The sequence below is a fragment of the Streptococcus sp. Marseille-Q4154 genome (assembly GCF_916700545.1).
Taxonomy (GTDB): Bacteria; Bacillota; Bacilli; order Lactobacillales; family Streptococcaceae; genus Streptococcus; species Streptococcus infantis_I.
In genome coordinates this window covers 130,714-151,383 of record NZ_CAKAKN010000002.1, presented here as the reverse complement: position 1 = coordinate 151,383, position 20,670 = coordinate 130,714, and the positions used below count along the sequence as shown (strand labels likewise).

The 20,670-nt window shown below is 39.5% G+C and carries 15 protein-coding genes and 1 pseudogene; 15 read left to right on the top strand and 1 reads right to left on the bottom strand.

Features of this window, described 5'->3' with window-relative positions; genetic code table 11:
* Positions 1 to 11: 11 nt before the first annotated feature.
* The 13 genes and pseudogenes from rnz (at position 12) to pyrE (ending at position 18,558) form a co-directional block, all read left to right on the top strand.
* Positions 12 to 941: a ribonuclease Z gene (rnz, locus tag LG369_RS05935; protein WP_225750580.1), complete on the top strand. Its 930-nt coding sequence runs from the start codon at positions 12 to 14 to the stop codon at positions 939 to 941.
* Positions 942 to 961: 20 nt separating this feature from the next.
* Positions 962 to 1,717, top strand: a complete 756-nt coding sequence (locus LG369_RS05930; RefSeq protein WP_225750579.1) for an SDR family NAD(P)-dependent oxidoreductase — start codon at positions 962 to 964, stop codon at positions 1,715 to 1,717.
* A gap of 397 nt (positions 1,718 to 2,114) precedes the next feature.
* Positions 2,115 to 2,444: a hypothetical protein gene (locus LG369_RS05925; protein ID WP_004252308.1), complete on the top strand. Its 330-nt coding sequence runs from the start codon at positions 2,115 to 2,117 to the stop codon at positions 2,442 to 2,444.
* Between the two features lie 6 nt (positions 2,445 to 2,450).
* The gene (locus LG369_RS05920; protein ID WP_006150191.1) at positions 2,451 to 2,645 is read left to right on the top strand and encodes a helix-turn-helix transcriptional regulator; all 195 of its coding nucleotides are present in this window, start codon (positions 2,451 to 2,453) and stop codon (positions 2,643 to 2,645) included.
* Between the two features lie 243 nt (positions 2,646 to 2,888).
* Positions 2,889 to 4,637, top strand: coding sequence for a glycoside hydrolase family 13 protein (locus LG369_RS05915; RefSeq protein WP_225750753.1), 1,749 nt, complete (start codon positions 2,889 to 2,891; stop codon positions 4,635 to 4,637).
* A 289-nt stretch (positions 4,638 to 4,926) separates the two neighbouring features.
* Positions 4,927 to 9,645, top strand: a pseudogene (locus LG369_RS05910) (Ig-like domain-containing protein); the annotation flags it as partial.
* A 147-nt stretch (positions 9,646 to 9,792) separates the two neighbouring features.
* Positions 9,793 to 10,494 carry an ABC transporter ATP-binding protein gene (locus LG369_RS05905; protein ID WP_225750578.1) on the top strand — a complete coding sequence of 234 codons (702 nt, stop codon included), beginning with the start codon at positions 9,793 to 9,795 and terminating at the stop codon, positions 10,492 to 10,494.
* A gap of 1 nt (position 10,495) precedes the next feature.
* Complete coding sequence (locus LG369_RS05900; protein WP_225750577.1) at positions 10,496 to 13,201, top strand: ABC transporter permease; 2,706 nt, start codon at positions 10,496 to 10,498, stop codon at positions 13,199 to 13,201.
* Positions 13,202 to 13,297: 96 nt separating this feature from the next.
* Positions 13,298 to 14,650, top strand: a complete 1,353-nt coding sequence (gene murD, locus LG369_RS05895) for a UDP-N-acetylmuramoyl-L-alanine--D-glutamate ligase (protein ID WP_225750576.1) — start codon at positions 13,298 to 13,300, stop codon at positions 14,648 to 14,650.
* Between the two features lies 1 nt (position 14,651).
* The gene (locus LG369_RS05890) at positions 14,652 to 15,710 is read left to right on the top strand and encodes a UDP-N-acetylglucosamine--N-acetylmuramyl-(pentapeptide) pyrophosphoryl-undecaprenol N-acetylglucosamine transferase (protein ID WP_225750575.1); all 1,059 of its coding nucleotides are present in this window, start codon (positions 14,652 to 14,654) and stop codon (positions 15,708 to 15,710) included.
* Positions 15,711 to 15,719: 9 nt separating this feature from the next.
* Positions 15,720 to 16,985 (top strand): cell division protein FtsQ/DivIB, encoded by a 1,266-nt coding sequence (locus LG369_RS05885; RefSeq protein ID WP_225750574.1) that lies wholly within the window; start codon positions 15,720 to 15,722, stop codon positions 16,983 to 16,985.
* Positions 16,986 to 17,192: 207 nt separating this feature from the next.
* The gene (gene pyrF / locus LG369_RS05880) at positions 17,193 to 17,894 is read left to right on the top strand and encodes an orotidine-5'-phosphate decarboxylase (RefSeq protein ID WP_225750573.1); all 702 of its coding nucleotides are present in this window, start codon (positions 17,193 to 17,195) and stop codon (positions 17,892 to 17,894) included.
* Positions 17,895 to 17,925: 31 nt separating this feature from the next.
* A complete protein-coding gene (pyrE, locus tag LG369_RS05875; protein ID WP_225750572.1) occupies positions 17,926 to 18,558 on the top strand; it encodes an orotate phosphoribosyltransferase in 633 nt (210 codons plus the stop codon).
* Positions 18,559 to 18,765: 207 nt separating this feature from the next.
* Here pyrE and LG369_RS05870 read toward each other — a convergent pair whose 3' ends face one another.
* Positions 18,766 to 18,957 carry a helix-turn-helix domain-containing protein gene (locus LG369_RS05870; protein ID WP_006155562.1) on the bottom strand — a complete coding sequence of 64 codons (192 nt, stop codon included), beginning with the start codon at positions 18,955 to 18,957 and terminating at the stop codon, positions 18,766 to 18,768.
* Between the two features lie 132 nt (positions 18,958 to 19,089).
* Here LG369_RS05870 and LG369_RS05865 point away from each other — a divergent pair, with 132 nt between their 5' ends.
* Both LG369_RS05865 and LG369_RS05860 read left to right on the top strand, forming a co-directional pair.
* Positions 19,090 to 19,995, top strand: a complete 906-nt coding sequence (locus LG369_RS05865) for a hypothetical protein (RefSeq protein WP_225750571.1) — start codon at positions 19,090 to 19,092, stop codon at positions 19,993 to 19,995.
* A gap of 27 nt (positions 19,996 to 20,022) precedes the next feature.
* The gene (locus LG369_RS05860; protein WP_225750570.1) at positions 20,023 to 20,454 is read left to right on the top strand and encodes a hypothetical protein; all 432 of its coding nucleotides are present in this window, start codon (positions 20,023 to 20,025) and stop codon (positions 20,452 to 20,454) included.
* The last annotated feature ends 216 nt before the right edge of the window (positions 20,455 to 20,670 follow it).

Sequence of the window (20,670 nt, the reverse complement as noted above, 5' to 3'; positions counted from 1 at the left end):
GAAAGTATCGAATGGATATTCAATTTTTAGGAACGGGGGCTGGTCAGCCCTCTAAAGCCCGCAACGTTTCAAGTCTTGCCCTGAAACTCTTGGACGAGATTAACGAAGTCTGGCTCTTTGACTGTGGAGAAGGAACGCAAAATCGCATTCTGGAAACTACGATTCGACCACGAAAGATCAGCAAAATCTTTATCACCCACTTACATGGAGACCATATCTTTGGATTGCCTGGTTTTCTCTCTAGTCGTGCCTTTCAAGCCAATGAAGAGCAAACAGATTTGGAAATCTATGGTCCCCAAGGCATCAAATCTTTTGTCTTGACCAGTCTACGAGTGTCAGGTTCACGCCTGCCCTATAAGATTCATTTCCATGAATTTGACCAAGCTTCTCTTGGGAAAATTCTTGAAACAGATAAATTTACAGTATATGCGGAAGAGTTGGATCACACTATTTTCTGCGTTGGTTATCGTGTTATGCAAAAGGACCTAGAAGGGACCTTGGATGCTGAAAAACTCAAAGCTGCCGGCGTACCATTTGGACCGCTTTTTGGTAAAATCAAAAACGGGCAGGATGTAGTCCTAGAAGACGGCACCGAGATCAAGGCTTCAGACTATATCTCAGCGCCACGTCCAGGTAAGATTATCACTATCCTGGGTGATACTCGAAAAACCAATGCCAGTGTGCGTTTGGCTGTCAATTCAGATGTCCTTGTACATGAATCCACTTATGGTAAAGGTGATGAGAAAATTGCCCGCAATCATGGCCACTCAACCAATATGCAGGCTGCGCAGGTGGCAACAGAAGCGGGAGCTAAACGCCTCTTACTCAACCATATCAGTGCTCGTTTTCTTTCAAAAGATATCAGCCAGCTTAAAAAGGATGCCTCTAGTATCTTTGAAAATGTCCATGTGGTCAAAGACTTGGAAGAAGTGGAAATCTAGAATCTTGAGAAAGGAAAAGTATGTCTACTATTCTCATTACAGGTGCTAGTGGTGGTCTAGCCCAAGAAATGGTCAAACTCTTGCCTCAAGACCAACTCATTTTGCTAGGTAGAGATAAGGAAAAACTAGCTCAACTATACGGAAATCATCCTCAGGCAGAATTGGTCGAGATTGACATTACTGATGCTCAAGCTTTAGAAGAACTAGTAACTGAACTTTATCAGCGTTATAGCAAGATTGATGTCTTGATTAACAACGCTGGATACGGAATTTTTGAAGATTTTGACAAAATTTCTGATCAAGACATTCACCAGATGTTTGAAGTCAATACTTTTGCCCTCATGAACCTTTCTCGTTTGGTTGCTTCTCGTATGAAGGAGATTCGAAAAGGCCATATCATCAATATCGTCAGCATGGCAGGTTTGATAGCAACTGGCAAGTCTAGTCTATACTCTGCGACTAAGTTTGCGGCTATCGGTTTTTCAAATGCTCTTCGCCTTGAGCTCATGCCCTATGGTGTCTATGTGACAACTGTTAATCCAGGACCTATCCGTACAGGATTTTTTGACCAGGCAGACCCAGATGGGACCTACCTCAAATCGGTCGACCGTTTTCTATTGGAACCAGATGCTGTCGCGCAAAAGATTGTTAAGACCATAGGCAAAAACAAACGTGAAATCAATCTTCCGCTCTTACTGAATCTAGCCCATAAGTTTTATACCCTCTTTCCCAAGTTAGCAGATAAGTTGGCTGGGGAAACCTTTAATTATAAGTGAAAAGGCTGTTCCCTTGAGGAATGGCTTTTTATTTTTTTCGGTTGCTAATTTGTAGAAAAATACCACATGATAAACAGGCAGTTTATAACGATTAAGCCCATTTAAGGTATAAATAGAGATAAAAAAGCAGAAAAGAGAGGATAAACTTCGAGTCTAACATAACTGAAAGTATATCTATAGCCGAAGCTTATGAAGTCAAGATAAAATAGGATTAAAAGAACTTGCCCTTTGTCAGATTGATTAGACTGTAAATTGGAGTTAGGAATATTCTTAGAATAGATGAAGAAAATAAAAAAAGTAAAAATGTTAAAATATCTTGACATTTTATCGATTTAGAGTATAATAAGAAATGTAAAGAGCTCTTGACATTATTACAAAAATTTGGAGGAACAAAGCCATGAAAAAGATGGATGAAATGGACAGAGATATTCAGTTGCGTTCTGAGGAGTGGGGCTATAAAACAGCGCTTTTGGGTTTATGTGCATGGACAGGATTTAATATCTATCAAGCACTTGTTGTTGGTGGCAAACTTGAAATGCTTCCTTGCTTAATTTTGATCTTATCTGTAAGTGTGCAAGGATTTGCTCAAACCGCAATAAAACGCAATATGATTGCTGGTGATGAAGAGTATAAAGAACCAAATAAACTTGTTCAAGGAGTCATTCTAGCAGTTGTCACTGTTATCGTAGTATTGGCTGTTGGCGTTTATTTTTTTCAGAAAGACTAATGCTGTATGAAAAATAACATCAAACAGTTAAGAAAGTCTGAGGGACTACGTCAGGAAGATATGGCAAGAATATTAGGCGTTAGTCGACAAACCATAATTGCTATAGAGAATGACAAGTACAATCCTACACTTGAACTAGCAATGAAAATTGCAAGGTTGCTACGACTACATGTTGAAGAAATTTTCATTTTAGAAGATTAAAGATATCAGATAGCTTTTATTTTAATCATCTGATTCGTAATGATGAGAGAGTTTTTCAGTTCATGGAAACTCTCTTTTTAAAGCTCAAAAAGAGTCTACTCAATTTTACCCTTGTCCATCTTATATATCTATCGTAAAACTGGTATAAAATTTGCAAATAAACAGCTAAAATAGTATACTAGTTCTGTTAATTATGAAAACGTTTGCGTTTTTGTTGATGATAGATTATTTAGGAGACAAATGATGGAATTAACAGCTATTTATCATAGACCAGAATCAGAGTATGCATATCTTTACAAGGAAGATCAGCTACATATCCGAATTAGAACCAAGATAAATGATGTCCAGAAGGTTATCTTACACTATGGAGATCCCTTTATTTTCATTGAGGATAAGTATGAAGCCAAGAAAGAAATGACCAAAGTAACCTCAGATGCCCTATTTGACTATTGGCAGGTTACAGTCTCGGTTGATTTTGCACGGATTCAGTATCTCTTTGAGCTCCTCGATGAGGAAGGTCATGGTGTCTACTATGGGGATAAGGGTTGTGTAGAACATACTCAAGAAAACTTGGATGCTGATGGAAACGGCTTTAAGCTTCCTTATATTCACGAAATAGACGGATGTCAGGTTCCTGACTGGGTTTCAAATACCGTTTGGTACCAGATTTTCCCAGAACGATTTGCTAATGGAAATCCTAATCTGACTCCAGATGGAGCTCGAGAGTGGGATGCTGCCATTGCACCTAATATTGATGATTTTTTTGGTGGAGATTTACAAGGGATTATTGACCACTTAGACTATCTTAAAGATTTGGGAATCACAGGACTTTACCTATGTCCGATTTTTGAAGCTACGACCAATCATAAGTACGACACGACGGATTATTTTGAAATTGACCGTCACTTTGGAGACAAGGAAGTCTTTGCTAATCTAGTCGAGGAAGCTCACAAACGGGGCATCAAGATTATGCTAGATGCTGTTTTCAATCATATCGGCTACCAGTCAGCCCAATGGCAGGATGTCTTAAAAAACGGAGAAAATTCTCCTTATAAAGATTGGTTCCATATCCAAGAATTTCCAATTACAGAAGATAAGCTTAAGAAAGCGAGAGAACTCCCTTATCATACCTTTGCCTTTGCTAGTTACATGCCTAAGTTAAATACAGCAAATCCGGAGGTAAGGGACTATCTCCTCAGCGTTGCAACTTACTGGATTGAGAATTTTGATATCGATGCTTGGCGCTTGGACGTTGCCAATGAAATTGACCATCAGTTCTGGAGAGATTTCAGAAAGGCAGTTCTAGCTAAAAAGCCTGATTTGTATATTTTAGGTGAAATCTGGCATACTTCTCAGCCTTGGCTACAAGGGGACGAGTTCCATGCGGTCATGAATTACCCACTCTCTGAAAGTATCAAGGATTATTTCTTGCGTCAGCGTAAAAAGACAGAGCAGTTTATTTCAGAAATCAACAGCCAGTCTATGTACTACAAGCAACAAATCTCAGAGGTGATGTTTAACCTTTTAGATTCTCATGATACAGAGCGTATCCTTACAACTGCCAAAGGAAATATCCAGCATGTCAAGGCTGCCCTAACTTTCCTCTATCTTCAAAAAGGAACCCCTTGTATCTATTACGGAACAGAGCTAGCACTAATTGGTGGACCAGACCCTGATTGCCGTCGTGTCATGCGTTGGGACCGTGTTTCTGAAGACAATGACATGCTGAATTTTATGAAGAAATTGATCCAAGTCCGTAAGGAAGTGGCAAGTATTATTCAGCATGGAAATTATCGCTTGGAAGAAGTGAAATCAGATGTCCTATCTTTGAAGTGGAACTACCAAGGGAAAGAAGTTCAAGCAATCTTTAATCAGTCTTCTGAGAAATATACTTTAGACAGAGATTCAGTTGACTTAGCGAGCCATTGCCAGTTTGAAGATGGTCAGCAAGTCATCTTGCCAGATGGATTTGTTGTTTATATGCTAGACTAGCATGGTTCATTGGGGTATTATGTCATATCAGTGAAAAATAATTTAGAAGGTTGTTTCTATAAAGGAGCAGTCTTTTATTTTGTATATGATTTAGTAATTCTACATAATGCCTCAATACAGTTTTTTATATCCAATATTTTCTACTAATTTTAGTAATCATAGTCTGAAGTATGCTTTTTTCGAGAAACTATTGATGTATCTATTATAATTGTATAAAATATGAATGAAGATGATGACTCATGAAAATAAAGAGCAAGGATGGGCGAACATATTGATTGATAGTCGAGTAAGAGAATTCAACCAAAACTGGCATTTCAAGCTCAATGCCAATGCTAAAGATGCGGTCAAGCCAGATGCCGATGTTTCTAGTTGGAAGAAATTAGACCTTCCTCATGACTGGAGTATCTATAATGACTTTGACCATGACTCACCTGCCCAAAACGAAGGTGGGCAACTCAATGGTGGTGATGCTTGGTATCGTAAGACCTTTAAACTCGATGAAGAAGACCTCAATAAAAATGTACGCATCACGTTTGATGGGGTTTACATGGATTCTCAAGTTTATGTAAATGGTCAGCTAGTTGGTCACTATCCAAATGGTTACAACCAATTCTCATATGACATCACTGACTATCTCCATAAAGACGGTCGCGAGAATGTCGTAGCAGTGCATGCTATCAACAAACAACCAAGTAGCCGTTGGTACTCAGGAAGCGGGATTTACCGTGATGTTACCCTTCAAGTCACAGATAAAGTCCATACTGAGAAAAACGGAACAACTATCTTAACTCCAGACCTTGAAAAACAACAAAATGGTAAGGTAGATACTCATGTAACAAGTAAGATCGTCAATACTGATGATAAAGATCATGAAATTCTTGCTGAGTATCAAATCATTGAACGTAATGGTCAAGCTGTAACTGATCTAGTTCGTACCGCTAGTCAAGTCTTGAAAGCTCATCAATCAACCAGCTTGAATGCTATTTTACAAGTTGACAAACCAAAACTTTGGACAGTTAATAGCGACAAGCCTGCCCTTTACGAATTGGTGACACGTGTCTATCGTGATGGTCAATTGGTCGATGCTAAGAAGGACTTGTTTGGTTATCGTTATTACAACTGGACACCAAATGAAGGCTTCTCTTTGAATGGTGAACGCATTAAATTCCATGGGGTTTCTCTTCACCATGACCATGGAGCTCTAGGGGCTGAAGAAAACTATAAGGCAGAATACCGTCGTCTGAAACAAATGAAGGATATGGGTGTAAACTCTATCCGTACAACTCACAACCCAGCTAGTGAGCAAACTTTACAGATTGCTGCTGAGCTTGGTTTATTGGTTCAAGAAGAAGCCTTCGATACTTGGTATGGTGGTAAGAAACCATATGACTACGGTTGCTTCTTTGACAAAGATGCCACTCACCCAGATGCTAAGAAAGGTGAAAAATGGTCTGATTTCGACCTTCGTACCATGGTTGAAAGAGGAAAAAATAACCCTGCTATCGTTATGTGGTCAATCGGTAATGAAATCGGTGAAGCAGACGGAAAACCTCGTTCTTTAGCAACAGTTAAACGCTTGGTTCAAGTTATCAAGGCTGTTGATAAGACACGCTATGTCACTATGGGAGCAGATAAGTTCCGTTTTGGTGATGGTAGTGGTGACCATGAAAAGATTGCCAATGAACTTGACGCGGTTGGATTTAACTATTCAGAAGACAACTATCATAAACTTCGTGCCAAACATCCAAATTGGTTGATTTACGGATCTGAAACGTCTTCAGCTACTCGTACACGTGGAAGTTACTATCGTCCAGAGAATGACTTAGTACATAGTAACCAAGACGATCGTAACTATGAACAATCAGACTATGGTAATGACCATGTTGCTTGGGGTAAAACATCTACTGCATCTTGGACTTTTGACCGTGACAATGCTGGTTATGCAGGTCAGTTCATCTGGACAGGTACTGACTATATCGGTGAACCAACTCCATGGCATAACCAAAACCACACTCCAGTTAAAAGCTCGTACTTTGGTATCGTAGATACAGCCGGCATTCCAAAGAATGACTACTACTTGTACCAAAGCCAATGGGTTTCTGCTCAGAAGAAACCAATGGTTCACTTGCTTCCTCACTGGAACTGGGAAAATCCTACTCTAAAAGCGAATGTAGCGGATGCAGATGGTAATATTCCAGTCCGTGCCTATTCTAATGCTGCAAGTGTAGAACTATATTTGAATGGTGAAACTCTAGGCAAGAAGACATTTACTAAAAAACAAACAAGTGATGGACGTACTTACCAAGAGGGTGCTAAACCGAATGAACTTTACCTTGAATGGAAGGTTGCTTTTGAAGTTGGTACTTTAGAAGCAGTAGCTCGTGACGAAGCTGGTAATATCGTTGCTCGTGATAAGATTGTGACTGCTGGAGAACCTGCAGGAGTTCGTTTGATCAAAGAAGAAAATGCTATCGCAGCTGACGGAAAAGACCTCACTTATATCTATTACGAAATTGTTGACAGTAAAGGTAACGTAGTTCCTACAGCCAATAATCTTGTTCGCTTCCAGTTGCATGGACAAGGTCAGATTGTCGGTGTGGATAACGGGGAACAAGCTAGCCGTGAACGTTACAAAGAACAAGCAGACGGTTCATGGATTCGCAAAGCCTTTAATGGTAAGGGTGTTGTGATTGTCAAATCAACTGAGCAAGCGGGTAAATTCACCTTGACTGCTCAATCTGATTTCTTGAAATCTGGTCAAACAACTATCTTCACAGGTAAGAAAGACCAAGAGGAAAAAACTGTTTTAGGTACAGAGGTTCCTAAAGTTCGTACAGTAATCGGTCAAGCAGCGAAAATGCCTTCAAAAGTAGGATTTATCTACAGTGATGGCAACCGTGCAAAACTTCCAGTAGAATGGTCCGCAGTTGATGTCAACCAACCTGGTATTTTTGCTGTTAAAGGTGTAGCAGAAGGAAGAGATGTAGAAGCGCGTGTTGAAGTCTTGGCACTCGAAGCAGAATTACCTGTAGTTAAGAGAATTGCACCGAGTACAGATCTGAGTACGGTTGATCCATCTGTTACCTATGTATTGTCAGATGGTACTCTAGGAAGCTATGACGTTGATAGGTGGGAAGTTGCAGCTGAAGATCAAGCTAAATTAACTATCCCAGGCTCTCGTATCCAAGCCAAAGGAATTTCAGGTGATGATGAAATCGCTGCAACCTTTGTAGTCGCCGAAGGTCAAGCGGCTTCACCAGTAGTACCGACTGTAACTGTTGCAGACCAGCCTGTAGAAGGACTCTCAACTGATCAACCAGTTCTATACCATAAACTTGCTTATGGAGCTACTTTGTCTGAAGTTAAAGCTTTAGCTGAAAACGCGCAAGTTACTGTTATTCAAGCTAACGAAGCAAATGGTATGCGTGCTAGTATTTATGTTCAACCAAATGATGGTGGAGCACTTCAGACTTATGCTATCCAATTCTTACAAGAAGCTCCTCAGATTGAACGTTTAAGCCTAGAAGTTGAAAATGCAGACGCACTGAAAGAAGACCAAACAGTTGGTATCAAAGTCTTGGCTCATTATCAAGATGGAACTCAGGCCGTATTAAAAGCTGACAAGGTAACCTTCTCAACATCAGGTGAAGGAGACGTAGCTGTTCGTAAGGGTATGCTTGAATTGCATAAACCTGGTCAAGTAACTTTGAAAGCTCAATTTGAAGGAGCTGAAGGTCAGATTGACTTGAACATTCAGGCAAATACTGAAAATAAAGTTGTCCAGGCCATTCGTCCAGTAAGTGTCGTGACAGGTTTGAACCAAGAACCAAGTCTACCTGATACAGTAACTGTAGAGTACGATAAAGGATTTCCAAAAGTTCACAAGGTAACTTGGCAAGCAGTTGCTAAGGAAGACCTTGCTAAATACCATAGCTTTGATGTTCTTGGTAAAGTAGAAGGAATTGAGAACGAAGCTCATGCTAAAGTTTCTGTAGAAAGTATCATTGCAGTCGAAGAAGTGACTACAACAACTCCGGTTTCAGAAGCTCCTCAATTACCAGAAAGCGTCCGTACTTACCACTCAAATGGCCAAGTATCTTCAGCTAAGGTAACTTGGGACGCAATTGACCCAAGCCAATATGCAAATGAAGGCAGCTTTACAGTGACAGGGCATGTTGAAGGTACTCATTTACCAACAAAACTTCATGTTCGTGTGTCTGCTCAGACAGAAACTGGTGCTAATATTTCTGACCAGTGGACAGGTTCAGAGTTGCCACTTGCCTTTGCATCAGACTCAAATCCAAGTGACTCAGTAGCCAATGTCAATGACAAACTAATCTCATTTAATGATCAACCGGCAAACCGCTGGACAAACTGGAAACGTACAAGTGAAGCATCGGTCGGAATCCTATTTGGTGATTCTGGTATCCTGTCTAAACGTTCGGTTGACAATCTCAATGTTGCCTTCCACGAAGACCACGGTGTTGGTGCACCTAAGTCTTATGTCATCGAATACTATGTAGGAAAAGATGTTCCAATAGTTCCTAAGAACCCAAGCTTTGTAGCTAGTGAAGACCACGTCTTTAACGATGACAATAACTGGAAACAAGTGACAAATCTTAAAGCTCCAGATCAAGTGAGAGCTGGAGAAATGAATCACTTTAGCTTTGATAAAGTCAATACCTATGCGGTTCGTATCCGTATGGTTAGACCAGATGGCAAATGGGGTACTTCCATTACAGAAATTCAAATCTTCTCTAAACAAGTAGCTGCAGCTAAGAAAGCTCAAGCTAAAATCCAAGTAGATGGAAAAGATTTGCCAAACTTCAACCCTGGCTTGACTGACTATTATCTAGAAGCTAAAGAAGACCAAGCAGCAACTGTAACGGCAAGTGTATCAGATAATGGTATTGCTACAGTGATTCCAAGCGTGCGTGAAGGGGATCCAGTTCGTGTTGTCGTTAAGGCTGAAAACGGAGATATTCTAGGTGAATACCATCTCCACTTCTGTTGAGCACACACGTGGAAGTAATGAGAAAAACTGAAGCAGAGAGGACCAAAGTGTCCTCTCTTTTCTATCTTATATTTGCTTTAATTCTCACTGCAAAAGAGTTATAATAAAGATGAAAATAGGGATAGAAGAGGAGGAGATAGGATGGCTTACATTGAAATGAAAAATAGCTATAAGAGATATCATACTGGAGAAACAGAAATTGTAGCCAATCGTGACGTCAACTTCGAGATTGAAAAGGGAGAACTGGTCATTATCCTTGGTTCATCTGGAGCAGGAAAGTCAACGGTCTTAAATATTCTAGGTGGAATGGATACCAATGATGAAGGACAAGTTTGGATTGACGGAATCAATATCTCGAATTTCACTTCTCATCAGAGAACCAACTATCGTAGAAATGACGTTGGTTTTGTCTTTCAGTTTTATAACTTGGTTGCTAACTTGACTGCTAAAGAAAATGTCGAGTTGGCATCAGAAATTGTCTTAGATGCCTTAGATCCTGAGCAAGTTCTAAAGGACGTAGGTCTAGGCCATCGTCTCAATAATTTTCCAGCTCAGCTATCAGGTGGTGAACAACAACGGGTAGCAATAGCTCGAGCTGTGGCTAAAAATCCCAAAATTCTCCTCTGTGATGAACCAACGGGAGCTTTGGACTACCAGACTGGTAAGCAGGTTTTAAAGATTCTTCAAGAAATGTCATGTAAGAAGGGCGCTACCGTTGTCATCGTGACCCACAATGCTTCCCTAGCTCCTATAGCTGATCGGGTGATTCAGATGCATGATGCCAGTGTCAAGAGCGTTGATATCAATCCTCAACCACAGGATATTGATGATTTGGAGTACTGATATGAAAAGGAAGATATATTGGAAAGACCTGCTCCAGTCTTTCACAGGTTCAAAAGGGCGATTTCTATCCATTCTAACTTTGATGATGTTAGGTTCTTTGGCCCTAGTCGGTCTCAAAGTGGCCAGTCCCAATATGGAGCGAACAGCTTGGACTTTTCTGAAAAATACCAATGCGGCAGATGTGACCGTCATAGGAGATTATGGGCTTGATCAGGCAGACCAGGCAGAATTGCAAACTCTATCAGGAGCAGATGTCGAGTTTGGTTATATGACAGATTTGATTCTGGCAAATAGTGAAGATGCCATACGAATCTTTTCAAATACTGATAAGATTTCAAAATTTCAAGTAACGGAAGGTCGTTTGCCTGAAAAAGAAGATGAATTGGCCTTGGCGGACTTTTGGAAAGATCAATATCAGATTGGTCAAGTCATTTATTTGAGTCAAAAAAAAGGCAGTAATTCTCAATTAAAGCGGGATAGTTATACCATTACAGGCTTTGTCCACTCTCCAGATATTTTTTCAAAATCAGATATGGGGAGTTCAGCCAGTGGTAATGGGAACTTAGTAGCATATGGTGTTGTAACTGAAGAAAATTTTAAGAGCTCTGTTTACACGATTGCCCGCCTGCGTTTTGCTAGCCTAACAGATGTCAATCCTTTCTCTAGTGATTACGAAAAGAAGCTAGAGGAAGAAGAGGAGACTTTAAAGGAACTAGTTGCTGATAATGGTCAAGCTCGACTTGAGAAAATGAAGAAAGACGCTCAAAAATCACTTGATGAAGGAAAGAAGCAACTGGACCAGGTAGAGACCAACCTGGTAGCTGGCAAGAAACGTCTACAAGAAATCGAGACTCAGCTTCAAGGACAAGAAGTACAGTTAAGCCAACTTCCAGAACCACAAAAGAGCCAAGTTTCGAGCCAGATAGAAGAAGCTAAAGAACAATTGAAACAAGAAAAGGAAAAACTAAGTCATGCTGAGTCAGATTTTGCTAGTGAGAAGGCTAAATGGCAGACTAGCCAGAATGAAGTCAATCTTCTCACAGAGCCAACCTATCATGTTTACAATCGAAAAAGCTCTCCTACTGGTCAAGGTTATCTCATGTATAGTAACTCAGCCATAAGTATTCGTGCCGTGGGAAATATCTTTCCAGTTGTTCTCTATGCCGTCGCAGCTATGGTTACCTTTACCACCATGACTCGATTTGTAGATGAGGAAAGAACAAATGCTGGGATTTTCAAAGCTCTAGGCTACCATAGCAAAGACATCATCGCTAAGTTTGTAATTTATGGTCTGTTTGCTGGCACTCTTGGAACTCTTCTAGGGATTCTGATTGGCCATTATGTCCTAGCACCCACAATCTCACATATCATCACCGAGCGAATGATTGTTGGAGAGAGTCAGCAGAATTTCTATTGGACCTATAGTTGCTTGGCTCTGGGACTAAGCTTAATAGCTAGCGTTTTACCTGCCTACCTTGTATCTCGCAGAGAATTGCATGAAGAAACAGCGCAATTATTACTACCTAAGCCACCAGTCAAGGGTTCTAAAATTCTCTTGGAGCGGATAACATTTATCTGGTCACGTTTGAGTTTTACTCAGAAGGTAACAGCCCGCAACATTTTCCGTTACAAACAACGCATGCTGATGACCATTTTTGGAGTTGCTGGTTCAGTAGCCCTCCTCTTTGCAGGACTTGGGATTCAATCCTCTGTTGTTGGAGTGGCCGACAGGCAGTTTAAGGATCTGCAACAATACCAAATGATTCTCTCTGTCAATTCTCGAGCTTCTGATTCTGACAAGGCCAAGCTAGAGGAAAAACTGAAAAGTGATGAAGTTGAAAACTATCGTTTAATTTCTTCCAAACAGATTGAGGAAGACTATGCTGGCAAGGCAGGTGTTCAAACCGTGACTATCATGGTGACGGATCAAGATGACCTGGCTCCCTTTGTCCTCTTGGAAAAAAATGGGGAAAAACTGAGCTTATCTAATGGAGTTGTCTTGACAGAAAAATTGGCCCAGTTGGCAGGAGTTTCTGTTGGTGACAATTTTACAATAGATGGGAAAACCTTTAAAGTAGGTGCTATTACCGAGCACTATGTGGGCCATTTTGTCTATATGAATCAGGCGACCTATGAGGAGATATACGGTCAAGCACCCAAGATGAATACCTATTTGGTCCAACTCAAGGATAAAAGTGAAGTCAATACCGAAAGAGTCGCAGGAGAATTTATGGACCAGGCGGCTGTCAGTGGCCTCGTTCAAAATGCTTCAACCATTCAGCTCTTTGAAAGTTTTGCCGATTCTTTGAATCAAACCATGGCGATTTTGGTGCTGGTATCGGTGCTACTAGCTATTGTGATTCTCTATAATCTGACCAATATCAATGTTGCTGAACGGATTCGGGAACTCTCAACCATTAAGGTTCTTGGTTTCCATAATAAAGAAGTCACTCTTTATATTTATCGAGAAACAATCATATTGTCACTAGTTGGAATGATTGTAGGCTTGTTTTCAGGTTTTTATCTCCATCAATTTCTCATTCAGATGATTGCACCAGGGACCTTCCGCTTTCAACCAAACGTAGGCTGGGAAGTTTATCTAATCCCAGTTCTAGCAGTTAGTGTCATTCTGACCATCCTAGGATTTTTTGTAAATCATTATCTCAGAAAGGTCGATATGCTAGAAGCCCTCAAGTCGGTAGAATAGGTTTTTTATAACAAAAAACAAATAAGAAAGCCCTTTGTGGCTTTTTTATTTTCATAAAAATGGTAAAATAGTAAGAGTAGAAATGGAGTTCTAGATATGAAACGAATTGATCAATTTGAAAATAAGAAAGTATTAGTCCTAGGTTTGGCCAAATCTGGTGAATCTGCAGCTCGTCTTTTGGACAAGCTAGGTGCCATTGTGACAGTGAATGATGGCAAGCCTTTTGAGGAAAATCCAGCTGCGCAAAGTCTCTTGGAAGAGGGCATCAAGGTTGTCACTGGCGGCCATCCTTTGGAATTATTGGATGAAGATTTTGCACTTATGGTAAAAAATCCAGGAATTCCTTATAGCAATCCGATGATTGAAAAAGCACTAGAAAAAGGGATTCCAGTATTGACTGAAGTTGAGTTGGCTTACTTGATTTCAGAAGCACCAATCATCGGTATAACTGGTTCAAATGGGAAGACAACGACGACAACCATGATTGGAGAAGTTCTGACTGCGGCTGGGCAAAATGGCCTCTTATCAGGGAACATCGGTTATCCTGCTAGTCAAGTGGCCCAAACTGCGACAGATAAGGATACCCTTGTCATGGAACTTTCTTCTTTCCAATTAATGGGAATCCAGGAATTCCATCCTGAAATTGCTGTTATCACCAACCTTATGCCAACACATATTGACTATCACGGTTCTTTTGAAGCTTATGTTGAAGCAAAGTGGAATATCCAAAGCAATATGACAGCAACTGATTACCTAGTATTGAACTTTAATCAGGAATTAGCCAAAGAACTTGCGACAAAGACAAATGCGACTGTAGTGCCATTCTCAACACTTGAAAAGGTCGACGGAGCTTATCTTGAAGATGGTCTTCTCTACTTCCGTGGTGAAAAAGTCATGGCAGCTGATGAAATCGGTGTTCCGGGTAGCCACAATGTGGAAAATGCTCTTGCAACCATTGCTGTTGCTAAACTTCGTGGTGTGGACAATGAAACCATCAAGGAAACCTTGTCAGCCTTTGGTGGTGTGAAGCACCGTCTCCAATTTGTAGACGAAATCAAGGGTGTGAAATTCTACAACGATAGTAAGTCAACTAATATCTTAGCAACTCAAAAAGCCTTGTCTGGATTTGACAATAGCAAGGTTGTTTTGATTGCCGGTGGTTTAGACCGTGGTAACGAATTTGACGAATTGGTGCCAGATATTACTGGACTTAAGAAAATGGTCATCCTCGGCCAGTCTGCAGAACGTGTCAAACGTGCAGCCGATAAGGCAGGTGTAACTTATGTCGATGCGACAGATATTGCAGATGCAACCCGCAAGGCTTATGAAATTGCGGAAGAAGGAGATGTGGTTCTCCTCAGCCCTGCTAATGCTAGCTGGGATATGTATGCTAACTTTGAAGTACGTGGAGATCTTTTCATCGACACTGTAGCGGAGTTAAAGGAATAATATGAAAAAAATAGTATTTACTGGTGGGGGAACGGTTGGACACGTTACCCTCAACCTTTTGTTAATGCCTAAGTTCATCGAAGATGGTTGGGAAGTCCATTATATTGGTGATAAAAACGGGATTGAGCATCATGAAATCCTCAAGTCAGGTTTGGACGTCACCTTCCATTCTATTGCTACAGGGAAATTACGTCGTTATTTCTCATGGCAAAATATGGTTGACGTCTTTAAAGTTGTGTTTGGAATTATTCAATCGCTCTTTATCATGCTTCGACTTCGTCCACAAGCTCTCTTTTCTAAGGGAGGATTTGTATCTGTGCCGCCTGTTATTGCAGCGCGAGTATGTAGAGTGCCAGTCTTTATCCATGAGTCTGACCTCTCTATGGGCTTGGCCAATAAAATCGCCTATAAGTTTGCGACCAAGATGTACTCTACTTTTGAACAAGCGTCTAGTCTGACTAAGGTAGAGCATGTAGGAGCTGTGACTAAGGTTTCTGGTCCTACGGTGGAAGAACCTGAAGAAATGGTAGACATTCGAACTTATTTCAACGACAAGTTACCAACCCTTCTTTTCGTCGGTGGTTCTGCTGGTGCGCGTGTCTTTAACCAATTAGTTACAGACCACAAGGAAGAACTGACTAGTCGCTATAATATCATCAACCTGACAGGAGATGCTAGTTTAAATGAACTCAGTCAAAATCTCTATCGTGTTGACTATGTGACTGACCTCTATCAACCGCTCATGAATCTGGCTGATGTGGTCATTACTCGTGGTGGCGCCAATACTATTTTTGAGCTCCTTGCCATGGCTAAATTGCATGTCATTGTCCCTCTAGGACGTGAAGCTAGCCGTGGGGACCAAATCGAAAATGCAGCCTATTTTGTGAAAAAAGGCTATGCAGAGGAATTGCAAGAGAGCGATTTGACCTTGTCTACTTTGGAGGAAAAAGTAAATCAACTTTTGACTAACAAAGAGATTTACCAAAACAAGATGAAGAATTCTCAGGAATTAAAATCTGTGGCAGATTTTTATGAGCTACTCAAAAAAGATTTATCATAAGGAAAATTGATGTCAAAGGATAAAAAGAATCAGCACACTCAAGGCAAGGAATTGTCAGAGTGGCAAAAACGAAATCAAGAATATCTTCAAAAAAAAGCTGAAGAAGAGGCGAAACGTGCCGAAGAAGAATCTCGTGAAAAAGAAGAACAAGTATCAGAGTCTTCTGAAAGTGCTCAAGAATTGTCAGAATGGCAAAAACAACACCACGAGTATTTGAGCAAAAGAATGGAAGAACAATCTACGAGTTCTGAAGAAGTGGACGAAGAATCCGAAAAATCTGAAGAGAAGGATTCGGATACTAGCGATGAGACTTCAAATGAAGAGAAAGATTCGGAGGAAACTCCTCAAGAAGACTCTAAGAGTCAGGATCAAGTAGAGAAAGAAAAAGCTGACGAAAAGGTTAAGAAACAGAAAAAGGTAAAAACCAAGAGTAAAGCTCCTAAACCTCCCATTCCTTCTGTACATATCTGGCGAGCAGTTACAATCCTCGTCCCAAGTTTTATAATCTTATTCTTGTCTATTTATCTTCTAAGTCCTCTAGCTACAATGAAACATATTGAGGTTACGGGTAACGTTCAGACAAGTGCAGACCAAGTCAAAGAAGCGTCTGGTATTCGTGACAGTGACTATACGATCAGCCTGCTCTTAAATAAAGATAAGCATGCGGAAATGGTCAAATCGAATCACTGGATTGAATCGGCTAAGATAGTTTATCAATTCCCAGTTCACTTCACCATTGAAGTGAGGGAATTTGAGATTGTAGCCTACTCTGTTTCTGGAGATAGCCATTATCCAATCTTATCTAGTGGAAGTATTGAATCAACAGCTGTTAATGCTGATAGTTTACCTGAGAAATATATATCTGTTTTATTTAACGATGAGGAACAGATTAAAACCTTAATTTCTCAGCTAAATGAAGTTAGTCCAGAAATTAAGCAAGAGATTGAGAAGATTGAACTTGCACCAAGTAAGGTAACAAGTGACCTTCTAAAGATTACCATGTATGATACAGACGAGATTTTGGTGCCATTATCAGAACTAGGGAAGAAATTACCTTACTATAGTAAGATAAAACCACAGTTGACAGTTCCTAGCGGTATTGACATGGAGGTCGGTATCTATAGCTATAGTCTAGTGGATAAGGCTCTGGATGACGAAAGAGTCAAAGCCAAAGAAGAGGAAAAGAAGAAGCAGGAAGAAGAGAAGAAAAAACAAGCTGATCAAGGAAATCAAGATCAAACAACACAGACGACTCAAACAACACAGAGTCGCTAAGTTTCAGATGATTTGTTCAGTTACTGGTTTTTACTTGACAAGTACCGCTTTAAATAATAGAATAGTAAAAAACCTTTAAAGCAGTCCAGAGAGGCAGCTAAGGTTAGACGGTGAAAGGGTGGAGACTACCCAATTTTCGTGGAACCTTGCTGCAGGCAGGTTCCTTTTTTCATGCTCTCTTGCTGACAAAGGTAAAAGGAGAAAAGTATGCGTGAAGCTCGTCCAGTTATTGCTCTTGATTTTCCAAGTTTTGAGGCAGTCAAGCTATTTTTAGCTCTTTTTCCAGCAGGAGAGAGCCTCTATCTAAAGGTAGGTATGGAACTCTATTATGCTACAGGTCCTGAGATTGTTTCTTATCTGAAAGATTTGGGACATAGTGTCTTTCTGGATCTTAAACTCCATGATATTCCAAATACGGTCAAATCAGCCATGAAGGTCTTGTCTCATCTGGGCGTTGATATGACCAATGTTCATGCAGCAGGTGGCGTTGAGATGATGAAGGCTGCGCGTGAAGGCCTTGGGAAAGAAGCCAAATTGATTGCTGTCACTCAGTTAACTTCAACCTCTGAGGAACAAATGAGAGACTTTCAAAATATCCAAACCAGTCTTCAAGAATCGGTTATTCATTATGCTAAGAAAACCGCTGAAGCGGGATTAGATGGTGTGGTTTGTTCAGCTCAGGAAGTGAAGCTCATCAAAGAAGCTACCAGTCCAGACTTTATTTGCCTGACACCCGGCATTCGTCCATCAGGCGCTGCAGTAGGAGATCAAAAACGAGTCATGACACCCGCAGATGCTTATCATATTGGTAGTGACTATATCGTTGTCGGACGCCCAATCACTCAAGCCACTGATCCAGTAGTAGCTTATCATGCTATCAAGGATGAATGGACACAAGACTGGAAATAAGAATATAGTTTAAAATACAAAGGAGAAACCCATGACACTTGCTAAAGACATTGCTAGCCATCTATTGAAAATTCAAGCTGTTTACCTCAAACCAGAAGAGCCCTTCACTTGGGCATCAGGTATCAAGTCACCAATTTATACGGACAACCGTGTGACGCTTGCCTACCCAGAAACTCGAACTTTGATTGAGAATGGTTTTGTGGAAGCCATCAAGGCAGAATTCCCAGAGGTAGAAGTGATTGCAGGAACAGCGACTGCGGGTATCCCACACGGTGCCATCATCGCTGACAAGATGAATCTGCCATTTGCTTATATCCGTAGCAAACCAAAAGATCATGGCGCTGGAAACCAAATTGAAGGCCGTGTAGCTCAAGGACAAAAGATGGTTGTTGTTGAAGACCTAATTTCAACTGGTGGGTCTGTTCTTGAAGCCGTAGCAGCTGCTAAACGTGAAGGAGCAGATGTGCTTGGTGTCGTGGCTATCTTCAGCTATCAATTACCAAAAGCAGATAAAAACTTTGCGGATGCTGGTGTCAAATTAGTGACTCTTTCAAACTACAGTGAGCTCATTCACCTAGCCCAAGAAGAAGGCTACATCACACCAGAAGGACTTGCTCTCCTCAAACGCTTTAAAGAAGACCAAGAAAATTGGCAAGGAGCCTAATAGATTGAAAATACAAAGGTTTAAACTCTAATTTGAACTGAAATATTATATCTAAAACAAAAAAACACATAAAATAAGATAATTCAAATCTATATTTTATGTGTTTTTTTCTAGAATAATTTAACCAAGAGTTGATTACAATTATTGGTTAAATAACTCTATATAGTTATTTAATTACATTAAATATTTTAACTAACCAAGATGGTATTATTGATTTTGATTATAGTCAGGAGTTTCTTCGATAAATTCTACGATATCATTTGGAAGACAATCTAAAATACAACATAGCTTTTCTAATGTCAGTAAAGTTATGTTTTTATTTTTCTTCAAACTATCTAGGGTTTTGTTATCAATCCCTGATTTTAATAATCTATATTGAGAAATTTCTTTTTTCTTCATTGTAGCCCAAAGTGGGTTAAAACTTATAATCGTTATCAACTCCTTCAACTTAATTATAAGTAAAAATAACTCTTCTTCATATTGTGTATATAACCACAATATGTTAAAATATGTGTGGAAGGAGAATTTTATATGAAAAGTATTTTTTCTCAAGAGGAGAAGGAGTTAGATTATTTTTTAGGTCTTGTTCCTGAAGATTTTAAATCAGCTAGTTTTAATGATTGGACAATTTGGGATGCATATGCGAGGGGTAGGCTACCAAATAAACGTTGGTCAGAGGTATTTGATAATGGGGAATACCATTCAATGGAAATCATTACTAAAGACGGTAAAACTTATAAATACTACCCAATTGCTAATCCACAACCATACCTGACGGTAATTCAAGAACATGTTTCAACTCTTGAAGAGCCTGAGCGAAGTAGAGAATTGCTCATCGATGCTGCAATTTGGTCAAAGCGTATTAAAGAAACGACAGATTATCTCTATAGTGTACATAGTAAATACGTTGATTTGATTCATCTAAAGCTAAGTGGATTTGGATGGGTTATTAGGCTATTAGGCTCTTTATTTTTGATATTATATATGCCTAGACTTGGTGAATTTAGCTCATCTGGCTTAGGTGTTTTTAGCAGACCTTTTGAATATTCTGTCTGGATAGGATTATGGCTGGCTCTTTGGTCCCCAATATATTTTGCTTTTCAACGAGTAAAGAAGGATAAGCCAAAAGCTGAACAGTTGATAAATCATAAGGATGAAATTATTGATGCTCGAAATTACTTTATAGAAAAATTTAATAGTCTTCCATTTGTTAATGCAAGACAACAAGCTGGCTTAGATGTTCATTTTAATGCTTTTATATACATGATTAATTTGATAGATCAAGGTAGAGCCCAAAATCTTGGTCAAGCTCAAAATTTATATGAAGAACTGAAAAGAAATGAGCAATTAAATCATCAGTTTCAAGAGTTACAAAGACAAGTTAGTTACAATAATAAATTGACAACGATCAATACATTTACAAACTTAATGAAATAATGGATGAAAAACTAAAGGAGAACTATTATGTCTAGAAAACCAAAATATCAACACGATTACGAAGAAACAATGGAAGGAATGTGGTGGGGAGTTGCAGTATTTATTGGTGCAATGTACTTCTTGGTTAAAGTAACTTATTACATCGCATTACCATTTTATGCCCTATTTACTCATTTGTTTGAAGAAAAAATTCAACAAAAAGAATATCTAAATTGGATGAGATTTTTACCTTTTACTTGGTTTATTACAGGAGAGACAAAGGAGATGAGACGTGCAGCTGTAAGTAGTGTATTACTCCCTATCGTTCTACCTCTATTTTTACTATTTAATCATCTATTTAATAGTAAAGCAATCGGTGATGGGTTTGCACTGTTTATTTTTATTTTATTTGGTCTTAGCATAGGGAGTATTATTGGTATGGTTCGAAATTACCAATTCTCGAAGAAATATATTGGATAAAATTGAAATATTACAAAACATACAACTAATAAGGCTATGCATATAATCTCTATGACTGGATTTACATATAACTGTAAAATTAAAACTCAGATAGGTATTGACTATCTGAGTTTATTTTATTTGTTCTAAACAAAGTATAAATTTCTAATTATCTTTTTATATTTTCTTAAATGCTCGTAAAGCCTTATTCTATGTGCTTTCGAGTATTTTTACTGT

What these genes read in the sequence shown, in the direction of transcription:
- LG369_RS05860 (WP_225750570.1), top strand. Translation starts at nt 20,023, where the DNA reads ATGTCTAGAAAACCAAAATATCAACACGATTACGAAGAAACAATGGAA.
- LG369_RS05885 (WP_225750574.1), top strand. Translation starts at nt 15,720, where the DNA reads ATGTCAAAGGATAAAAAGAATCAGCACACTCAAGGCAAGGAATTGTCA.
- pyrE (WP_225750572.1), top strand. Translation starts at nt 17,926, where the DNA reads ATGACACTTGCTAAAGACATTGCTAGCCATCTATTGAAAATTCAAGCT.
- LG369_RS05930 (WP_225750579.1), top strand. Translation starts at nt 962, where the DNA reads ATGTCTACTATTCTCATTACAGGTGCTAGTGGTGGTCTAGCCCAAGAA.
- LG369_RS05925 (WP_004252308.1), top strand. Translation starts at nt 2,115, where the DNA reads ATGAAAAAGATGGATGAAATGGACAGAGATATTCAGTTGCGTTCTGAG.
- LG369_RS05865 (WP_225750571.1), top strand. Translation starts at nt 19,090, where the DNA reads ATGAAAAGTATTTTTTCTCAAGAGGAGAAGGAGTTAGATTATTTTTTA.
- murD (WP_225750576.1), top strand. Translation starts at nt 13,298, where the DNA reads ATGAAACGAATTGATCAATTTGAAAATAAGAAAGTATTAGTCCTAGGT.
- LG369_RS05915 (WP_225750753.1), top strand. Translation starts at nt 2,889, where the DNA reads ATGGAATTAACAGCTATTTATCATAGACCAGAATCAGAGTATGCATAT.
- LG369_RS05870 (WP_006155562.1), bottom strand. Translation starts at nt 18,957, where the DNA reads ATGAAGAAAAAAGAAATTTCTCAATATAGATTATTAAAATCAGGGATT.
- pyrF (WP_225750573.1), top strand. Translation starts at nt 17,193, where the DNA reads ATGCGTGAAGCTCGTCCAGTTATTGCTCTTGATTTTCCAAGTTTTGAG.
- LG369_RS05905 (WP_225750578.1), top strand. Translation starts at nt 9,793, where the DNA reads ATGGCTTACATTGAAATGAAAAATAGCTATAAGAGATATCATACTGGA.
- LG369_RS05900 (WP_225750577.1), top strand. Translation starts at nt 10,496, where the DNA reads ATGAAAAGGAAGATATATTGGAAAGACCTGCTCCAGTCTTTCACAGGT.
- LG369_RS05890 (WP_225750575.1), top strand. Translation starts at nt 14,652, where the DNA reads ATGAAAAAAATAGTATTTACTGGTGGGGGAACGGTTGGACACGTTACC.
- rnz (WP_225750580.1), top strand. Translation starts at nt 12, where the DNA reads ATGGATATTCAATTTTTAGGAACGGGGGCTGGTCAGCCCTCTAAAGCC.
- LG369_RS05920 (WP_006150191.1), top strand. Translation starts at nt 2,451, where the DNA reads ATGAAAAATAACATCAAACAGTTAAGAAAGTCTGAGGGACTACGTCAG.